The 1,548-nt window shown below is 50.1% G+C and carries 1 protein-coding gene; it reads left to right on the top strand.

Features of this window, described 5'->3' with window-relative positions; translation table 11 throughout:
* On the top strand, positions 1-1,548 hold a 1,548-nt coding region (locus tag RH40_RS12870), incomplete at both ends, for a condensation domain-containing protein (protein ID WP_009601980.1).

Genomic DNA, 1,548 nt, shown 5'->3' with positions numbered 1-1,548 from the left:
AACCGCATTGCCGTTATCTTATGCCCAGCAACGCTTGTGGTTTATTGATCGCTTAGAAGGCGGCAGTGTGCATTACAACATGCCAGGGGCGTTGCGCTTGAGTGGCAAGCTGAATATCGCAGCGTTAGAGCAGAGCTTTCAAACGCTTTATCAGCGTCATGAAAGCCTACGTACCTGTTTTGTAGAGCAAGCAACAGGAGAGACTTACCAGCAAGTGCAAGCCGCGCCGACAGGTCAATGCCTCCCGGTGGTCGACTTGCAGGCTCTGTCAGCCGACGAACAAACCGTTGCCTTAATGACACATCGCCGTGAACTCAGTACATGGCCATTTGATTTAACTCAAGACTTGATGCTGCAACTGCGTTTATTAAGGTTGTCATCAGACGAGTCGGTATTACTGCTAACGCTGCACCATATTGCCGGTGATGGTTGGTCAGTTTCGCTATTGATGCAAGAGCTCCAAGCGCTTTATAGTGCCTATGTGGCTGATACAACCCCCCAGTTAACGCCGCTCTCCATTCAATACGCAGACTACGCGCTTTGGCAGCGCGATTATTTGCAAGGTGAGGTGCTAGCGCAGCAAACCCAGTATTGGGAGCATCAGCTAGCGGGTTTACCGGATGTGCATGCCTTGCCCTTGGATTATCCAAGACCGGTTCAACAAAGTTTTGCTGGTGCAACCCTAAGTACTCGTATTCCTTCCGTGCTCAGTGAGCAATTGCAAGATTACTGCACGGCTGAGGGGGCCACCCTCTTTATGGGACTGCACGCACTCTTTGCGGCATTACTGAGCCGTTATAGCAATGAAACCGACATTGTGGTGGGCAGCCCTATCGCCAATCGTGAGCAACCTGAAATTGCGCCTTTGATCGGCTTTTTTGTCAATACCTTGGTGCTACGAGCCGATTTATCTGAGGCACCGAGTTTCCATACGCTGTTAACACAATGCCGAGCCACAGCGTTGGACGCTTATGCGCATCAGCAAGTACCGTTTGAGCAGTTGGTGGAAGTACTACAGCCAAACCGGCACTTAAGTCATCACCCCTTATTCCAAATCATGCTGGCGTTACAGAATAATGACAACGCTGAGTTGAGCCTGCCTGACGTTGAGGTTCAATTTGAAGCGGCTGACTTAACCATTGCTAAGTTTGATTTAACACTAAATGTGGAGCAAGGTGCGAATGGATTGACGCTCGATTGGGAATACAATCAAGATCTTTTTAAAGCCGAGACGATTGCATGTTTAGCAAGGCACTTTGAAGCCTTGCTACAAGGCGCACTTACTCAGCCAGAACGCCCCTTGGCTGAGTTGGACATTTTGACCAGAGCGGAAAAGCAGCAGTTAGTCGAGTGGAATGACACCCAACAAGACTTCCCAGGCGAGCTGTGTATTCATCAACTGGTTGAAGCTCAAGCTGCTCAGCAGCCGGAAGCGACCGCTTTAGTGTTTAACCGTGAGAGCCTAAGCTATGGCGAGCTCAATCAGCGGGCCAACCAGTTAGCGCATTATTTACTAGAGCAGGGGGTGCGCCCCGATACTTTAGTGGG

It is taken from the genome of Vibrio caribbeanicus ATCC BAA-2122 (assembly GCF_000165125.1).
Classification (GTDB): Bacteria; Pseudomonadota; Gammaproteobacteria; order Enterobacterales; family Vibrionaceae; genus Vibrio; species Vibrio caribbeanicus.
Note: the sequence above shows the minus strand (reverse complement) of the source record. Positions and strands in the feature narration are given on the sequence as shown.